Source organism: Micromonospora sp. RV43 (assembly GCF_001029515.1).
Lineage (GTDB): Bacteria > Actinomycetota > Actinomycetes > Mycobacteriales > Micromonosporaceae > Micromonospora > Micromonospora aurantiaca.
This window is the reverse complement of the sequence record NZ_LEKG01000247.1, coordinates 1-7,783: the sequence shown is the minus strand read 5'-3', so window position 1 is coordinate 7,783 and position 7,783 is coordinate 1. Positions and strand designations below refer to the sequence as shown.

The window sequence follows — 7,783 nt, the reverse complement described above, 5'->3', positions numbered from 1 at the left end:
GTCCGTCGGGATCGGGGCCGGGCGCGGTCCGCCGCGCGGTGGCCGAGGCTCGACAGCGGTTCGGGCCCGTCGACGGCGCGTTCCACGCCGCGGTCGTGCTCCGTGACCGTGCCCTGTCCACGACGGACGGCTCCGGGGGCGCGGTGGCCTGGGCGCGCAGGGAGGCGGACTCGGCCAGGTTACGCAGCACCGCCTGGGCGAGATCGGGCACTGTGGGGTGGTCGTACACGGCTGCCGAGTCCAGGTCGGTGCCGAACCGGCGGTTGAGGTCCCGCACCAGCTCGACGGCACCGATGGAGTCCAGTCCCAGGTCGGCGAAGGTGCGGGACGGCAGCACCTCGTCCGGGCGCAGGTACAGCAGGGCGCCCACGATCTCCGTCACCGCGTCGCCCACCGCGCCGTCGTCCGGTCCGGGCTCCGGCTGCGCGGCCGGCGTCGCCCGGCCGCGGAACTCGTCGACCTTGGTGAAGTGCTCCCGTACCAGGGCGGCGGACTCCGCGCCGAGGACGTTCCCGTGCATGCGGACCTCGCTGGCGATGACCTCGGGCAGCCGGTCGAGGATCCGGCCGGCGAGTTCGTTCTTGAGCGACCGGATCACCGCCGGTGGCTTGTCCGCCATGGACCGGGCCAGGTCCAGCGCGGCCGGAACGACTTCCTGCGGCGGCAGCACGGTCACGCCGGCTCCGCGCCGGCTCAGCTCGGCGCCGGTCATCGACCGTCCGGTCAGCATCATCTCGGCGGCCAGGGCGGGGCCGAGGCGTTGCTCCAGGATGTAGGTGGCGCCCATGCCCGGGGTGAAGCCGTAGCGGGTGAAGTTCGCGCTGTACACCGAGGTGTCGCCGAGGACGACCACGTCGCCGTAGCAGGCGAACGCCAGTCCCCCGCCGGAGGCGTGCCCGGCGGCGGCGGTGACGACCGGCCGGGTGCAGCGCAGGATGCCCTCGTACACGAGCGCGGCGTCGGTGAACGTGCCCTCGCCCTCGGCCAGCGCCCGCAGGGCCTCGGGGGTGCCGCCCATGCTGAATACCGAGCCGTGGCCGGTGATCACCACCGCACGTACGTCGTCGCGCCGCTCGATCTCCGCGAACGTGTCCCCCAAAGCCGCGAGCAGCCCGTCGGTGAACATCGGCGCGCGCATCGACACCAGCGCGACGCCCTGGTCCAGGACACGGAACTCCAGGTCCGGCCCGTCCGGCCCGTCCGGGACGACCACGTCGCCGTCGACGGCCGGTGGCGGGCTCGCGGCCACCGCGACGGCGTCGCCACCGCCGGTCCCGGCGCGGAGCGTGCCGGCCGAGCCGGCGCGAGCGGCGTCCCAGCCGCCGATCCAGCAGGGCTCCTCCGGCAGCGGGCAGGTCGGCAACGGTACGCGGCGGGGATGCCCGTCCGGGTAGCAGGCGGACCAGTCGACCGCGCCGCCGCCGACCCAGTGCCGGGCCACCTCGTGCAGGTCACCGGCCCGGAAGGCCGCCACCGGATCGCCGGTGGCGGGCGCGCCGGTGGTCACCACGTCCCCGGTGTCCGCACCGCGGGCGAAGCGTTCCAGCGCGCTGCGCAGCGCGTCGGTGCCGGACGTCACGACGGCGATGCGGACCGCCTGCGGCGCCCGTCCCACCTGCGTCGTGTAGGCGATGTCGCGGACGCCCCGGTCCGCGGCGAGTTCGTCGAGGCGCGTCGCAACGCTCAGCCGGCCGATCGCCTCCACCCCGACCAGGTCCGCCAGCCGCGCCGGGTCGAGCCCGAGATCGCCGAGGGTCGCCGACGGTTCCAGCGCCTCCTCGGGTACGCCGAGAAGGTCGGCCACCGCCGCGGTCGGGCCGGTCGACTCCGGCAGGCCGGCCGCCATCGCGCCCGCGTACGCCCGCAGTGTCTCGGCGGTCGGCGCGGAGAGCACCACTAGCGCCGGCCCGTCCGGCGCGGGTGCGGCGGCGGGGGCGAACTCCTCGACCAGCACGTGCGCGTTGGTGCCCCCGGCGCCGAACGCGCTGACGCCGGCCCGCCGCGGTACGCCGGGCGGCGGAGTCCACGGCTCCAGCGTGCGCTGGACCCGCAGCGGCACGGCGGCGAAGTCGATGTGCGGGTTGAGTTCCTCGGCGTGCAGCGACGGCACGAGCGCGCGGTGCCGCAGTTGCAGCAGCACCTTCGTCAGGCCGGCTATCCCGGCGGCGCCCTCCAGGTGCCCGATGTTCGACTTGACCGAGCCGATCGCGCACGCCCCGGCCGGCAGGTCCGCACCGTCGAACGCCTGCCGGAGGCCCTCGACCTCGATCGGGTCGCCGAGCGCGGTGCCGGTGCCGTGGGCCTCGACGTAGCCCAGCGTGGCGGGGGCCCAGCCGGCCGAGTCCAGCGCGGCGCGGACGAGCGCGGCCTGGGAGCCGGGGCTCGGTACTGTCGCCCCGGCGGTACGTCCGGTGTGGTTCACCGACGTCGCGCGGATGACGCCGTACACGTGGTCGCCGTCGGCGAGCGCGCGCGACAGCGGCTTGAGCAGCACCGCGCCGACCCCCTCGCCGGGCACGTAGCCGGTGCCGTCCGCGCCGAACGCGCGGCACCGGCCGTCGGTGGACAACCACTGCCCCTGCGCGAGCTGGAGGTACTTCTGCGGGTGCACTGTCACGTTCACGCCGCCGGCCAGGGCGAGCGTGCACTCGCCCCGCCGGATGCTCTCGACCGCGAGGTGCACGGCCATCAGCGACGACGAGCAGGCGGTGTCGACGGCCAGGCTCGGCCCGGTCAGGTCGAAGGTGTGCGAGACGCGGTTGGCGATCGCGCAGTGCATCGCGGTCGGGGCGACGCCGTCGGTGGCCCCGCCGACGAGCTGGTAGTGGTTCCACATGACGCCCGCGTAGACGCCGACGACCTCGCCGCGCAGGGTCTCGGGCGGATGTCCGGCGTTCTCCAGGGCGTGCCAGCAGGTGGTGAGGAACAGCCGTTCCTGGGGGTCCATCCGCTCGGCGTCGCGCCGGGACACCCCGAAGAAGGTCGGCGCGAAGCGGTCGACGCCGTCGAGGAAGCCGCCCCACCGGCCGTACGTACACCCGGGGGTGCCCTTCTCCGGGTCGAACAGCGCCGCATGGTCCCAGCGGCCGGCGGGCACCTCGGTGATCGCGTCGACGCCGCCGGCCAGGTTGCGCCAGAACGCGTCCAGGTCGTCCGCGCCGGGGTAACGCCCGGCCACGCCGACCACCGCGACCGCGTCGTCGCCCGGCCCGCCCACGGCCGGCCCGCCGACGGCCGGTCCGCCGTCGGCCGGTCCGCCGTCGGACCCGGCAGCCGGGCGCGAGGCGGCGGCAGCTCCGAGGGCCGGGCGCGAGGCGGCGGTGGCCGCAGCCGCACCGGCGGCCGGCACGAGTTCCCGCAGCCGGTCCGCCTGCCCGTGCAGGACCAGCACCGTGTCGTACGGACCGCGCAGCACGTCGCGCAGGACGCCCAGCGCGGTGTCGGTGGGCATCGGCTCCTGGCCGGTGTGCTCGGTCGAGCGGCGCAGGGCGTCGGCGGGCGCGCGCATGCCGCCCTCGGCCCAGTACGGCCAGCCGATGACGACGGTCCGGCCGCGACCGCGCCGCTCGACGTGCCGCAGGCCCGCGTTGGCGTACGCGTAGGCGGCCTGACCGGGGTTGGCCACGTCGGCCGAAGCGGAGGAGAAGGCGACCAGGAAGTCGAGCGCGTCACCGGCGGTGGCGGCGTCGACGTGGCGCAGGCCGTCGAGTTTGGGGGCGGCGACGGCGGCGAGGTCGCCCGGATCGCCGCGGAAGAACAGCCCGTCCCGGGTGACGCCGGCGCAGTGCAGGACCCCGTCGATCCGGCCGAACCGCTCCCGTACACCGGTCACCGCCGCGTCCACAGCGGCGGCGTCGGTGACGTCGGCGATCGCCACGTGTACCTCGGCGCCCGCCGCGCGGCACCGGTCGACGAGCGCCGCCGCGGGCGCGGTGCGCGACAGCAGGGCGATCCGGGCCCGGTGCCGCCGCGCGAGGTGCGTCGCGAGGACGGCGGCGAGACCACCGGATCCCCCGGTGATCAGATAGACGCCGCCGTCGCGGAACGGCTCCCCGCCCGTGGTCCCGGCGGCCGGGTCCACCTCGCGCCACCGCCGCACGAGACGCCGGCCGCCGACGTGGCGGACCTCCGGCTCGGCGTCGCCCGCGCGCAGTTCGGCGCGTACCGCGGTGGCGAGGTCGCGGGCGTGATCGACCTGGACGAACCGGCAGCGCAGGCCGGGGATCTCGGCGGTCACGGTACGGGCCAGCGCCGCGGTCGCCGCCTGCTCGGCGGTGGTCTCACCGGCGTGCACGACGAGCAGGTCGCGCGGTCCGGCGTCGACGAGGGCGGTGGCGGCGCGCCACAGGTCGGCGGCCGGGTCGTCGGTCAGCAGGACGACGGCGGGCGGCAGGTCAGGGGCGTCGCGGAGCCGGTCGACGGAGTCCACGTGGGCGGCGGCGAGCCCGGCGGGGAGCGCGCCGCCCACGACCAGTGCCTCCGGGGTACCGGTGCTCGGCGGCGCCGGGTCCGCGGGCACCCAAACGTCGACGAAGGACAGCACCGTCGACTCGGGGGCGGCCGGAGCCGCGGCGGCCACCGGCGCGTCGGACGACTGAGGGACGGCCGGCGCGGCCGGGGCCTGCCCGGTGGACAGGTGCGCGGCGAGCGCGTCGATGGTGGTGTGCTCGAACAACAGCGTCGGGTAGAGCTTGCGGCCGACGAGCTGCTCGACCCGCTCGGTGAGCCGGAGCAGCGCGACCGAGTCGAAGCCGAGGTCGTAGAACCCGGTGCCGGTCGCCACCTCGGCGGGCGGCCGGCCGAGCATGTCCGCGACGGCGGCGCGCAGCGTGTCGGTGAAGCCGTTCGCGGCGCCCGGCGAGGACGCCGCGGCCTGCCCGGGCACCGTCGCCGGTGGCGCGGCGGCGGGCCGGACCGGCGCGGCGTCGGCCGACACGTCGGCGAGCAGCCGGCGTACCAGCCCGGATTCGCGGATGCGCTTGCAGGTGAGGCCGGTGAAGCCGGCCAGGAACCGGCCGTCCGCGTCGCGGATCGTGTAGTCGGTGGTGATCACGTCGCCGGACGGCGCGAGCCGTTCCGGGCGCGGGACGTGGACGTGACACGTCGGCGGCAGCGGCTCGGGTGCCCGGAACTCCTGGACGAACATCGGCACGAACGGGTCGTCGGTCGGCATCCCGACCTGCCCGAACCCGGCCAGCGTCGAGGCGTCCAGCGAGGCCGGGTGCAGGTGGAACCCGGCGGCTGCGGCCCCCGGGTGCTGCTCGCGGGTCAGGTCGGCCAGGAGCGCGCCGCCGCCGATGTGCAGGGTGCCGCGGCAGCGCATCGCCGGGCCGTGGCGGATGTGCTCCCGTACCGCCCGCTGGTAGAGCACCTCCACGTCGTCGTGCCGGTCGGCGGCGGCCCGCAGCGCGGCCAGGTCGAGCGGCGGCGGGACCGGCTCGTCGGTGACGCAGATCAGCCCGTGCGCGTTGTCGTGCCAGCCGGACACCGGGTCGTCACCGCGAAGCCAGCGGCTGCGGACGGTGAACGGACGCCCCGCGTCCTGTGGTTCGCCGATGGTGAGCACGACCTCGCGGTCGAAGCCGTCGGTGGTGACGATCGCCTCGGCGAGCACTGTGTCCCGTACGCAGAGCCGGCGGTGGTCCCAGCCGGCCGCGACGGCGGTGCGGTAGACGAGGTCGAAGAAGACGACGCCGGGAAGCACCGACACCTCGTGCAGCCGGTGGTTCCGCATGACGAAGTCGTCGTGGGTGAGCCGGAACCGGCTCTGGACGTCGGCCATCGGGAACCTGCCTCCGGTCTTCTGGTCAGTCGGTGGTGACGAGTTGCAGTCGCAGCAGGGACGCCGTGAGCGGCTCGCCCGTGTCCGGCCGGGCCGGGGGTGGCGCCTCGGCCGGGCCGTCGCCGTCGAGCCACAGCCGCCTGCGCCGGAACACCGGGCGAGGCAGCGGCGCCCGGCGTACCGGCCCCGGCGGCGCGCCACTGAGCACGAGGTGGGCGTTGGTGCCGCCGAGGCCGAACGAGCTGACGCCGGCGACGCGTTCCCGGCCGGCCGGCCAGCCGACCGGTTCCGTGGTGGGGTGCAGCGGTGAGCGGTCGAAGTCGAACCGCGGGTTCGGGGTGTCGCAGAACAGCGTCGGCGGGATCGTGCCGTGTTCCAGGGCGAGCGCCACCTTGAACAGCCCGGCCATGCCGGCGGCGCTGAGCAGGTGGCCCAGGTTCGACTTCACGCTGCCGATCTCGATCCGGCCGCCGGGCCGGTCGCCGAAGACGTCGTTGAGGGCACGCAGCTCGATCGGGTCGCCGATGAGCGTGCCGGTGCCGTGCGCCTCCAGCATCGTGATGTCGGCGGGGCGGCGGCCGGCGGCGGCCAGCGCCTGCCGGACCACGTCGGCCTGGGCGGCGGGGCTGGGGGTGGTGACGCCCATCGTGTGCCCGTCGTTGTTCACCGCCACGCCGTCGATCACGGCGTGGACGCGGTCGCCGTCGGCGAGCGCGGCCGCCAGCGGTTTGAGCAGCACCACGCCGCAGCCCTCGCCGGGCACGAAGCCGTCGGCGCGTTCGTCGAACGTCCAGCACCGGCCGGTCGGGGACAGCGCCCGCGCGGCGCTCAGGTCGAGGTACGTCTCCGGGTCCAGCAGCACCTCGACGCCGCCGACGACCGCCAGCTCCGACTCCCCCGCGAGCAGGCTGCGGCAGGCGACCTGCACCGCGACGAGCGACGACGAGCAGGCGCTGTCGACGACCAGGTTCGGGCCGCGCAGGTCGAAGTGGTGTGCGACGCGGGCGGCGATGAAGTTCTGGTCGGAGCGCAGGACGTCGGTGCGGATCGGGACGCGTCGGCCGTAGTCGGACAGCCGCGCCCCGGCCACGACGGCGACGCGCCGGCCGCGCAGTTCGTCCGGGGCGTACCCGGCCTCGGCCAGGCACTCCGCGGTGCCCTCCAGGAACATCCGGATCGCCGGGTCCAGGCAGCGCGCCTCGTCGTCGCTCATGTCGAAGTAGCCGGGGTCGAACCACTCGATGCCCTCGACGAAGCCGCCCCACTTGCTGATCGACCGTCCGAGGCCGGGCTCGGGCGAGTACCAGCGGCGGTGGTCCCACCGCTCGGCCGGCACCTCGGTGACCGCGCAGCGCCCGTGGAGCAGGTTGTCCCACAGCGTCGCGACGTCGGTCGCCCCCGGGAACCGGCAGGCCATGCCGATCACCGCCACACGCCGGTCCAGGTCCGGCCGCGCGCCGCCGCCCGCGACCACCGCCGCCTGCGCCGCCGTCGGCACAGGCACATCAACGGGTACGGGCGCAGTCACGGGTACGGGCGCAGTCACGGGTACGGGCGCCGTCACCGCGTCGGGCGGAGTCACGGGTACGGGCGCAGCCACCGGCCCGGGCGAGTTCACCGCCTCGGGCCCAGTCGGCGGCTCGGGCTCGGGAGCCGCGGCCTGCACGCCGAGGTGGGCGGTGAGGCGCTCCAACGTGGGGTGCAGCAGCAGCGTCGCCGGGTCGAGATGGGTGCCGAGCCGCTCCTCGATGCGGATCAGCAGCTCGCCGAGGAGCACCGAGTCCACGCCCAGGTCGCCGAACTCGACGGTCGGGTCGAGGTCGCGCTCGGGAATGCCCAGCGCCGCCGAGAAGATGCCCACGAGCCAGCCCGGCGGGGCCGCCGGCCCACCCGGCGCCGCCGGGGCCGTGGCCGTGTCCGTCGTCAGGGCCGGCGCCGGGGCCGGGATCGAGGCTGGGGCCGGCGCCGGGGCCGAGGCCGGGGCTGGGACCGAGGCCGGGG

Annotated in this window: 2 protein-coding genes; both read right to left on the bottom strand. The window is 76.1% G+C overall.

The window, feature by feature from the left end:
• Positions 1-5,782: SDR family NAD(P)-dependent oxidoreductase (locus ABD52_RS34710; RefSeq protein WP_235437648.1), on the bottom strand; the 5,782-nt coding region annotated here is incomplete at its 3' end.
• Positions 5,783-5,807: 25 nt separating this feature from the next.
• On the bottom strand, positions 5,808-7,783 hold a 1,976-nt coding region (locus ABD52_RS34705), incomplete at its 5' end, for a beta-ketoacyl synthase N-terminal-like domain-containing protein (protein ID WP_047894515.1).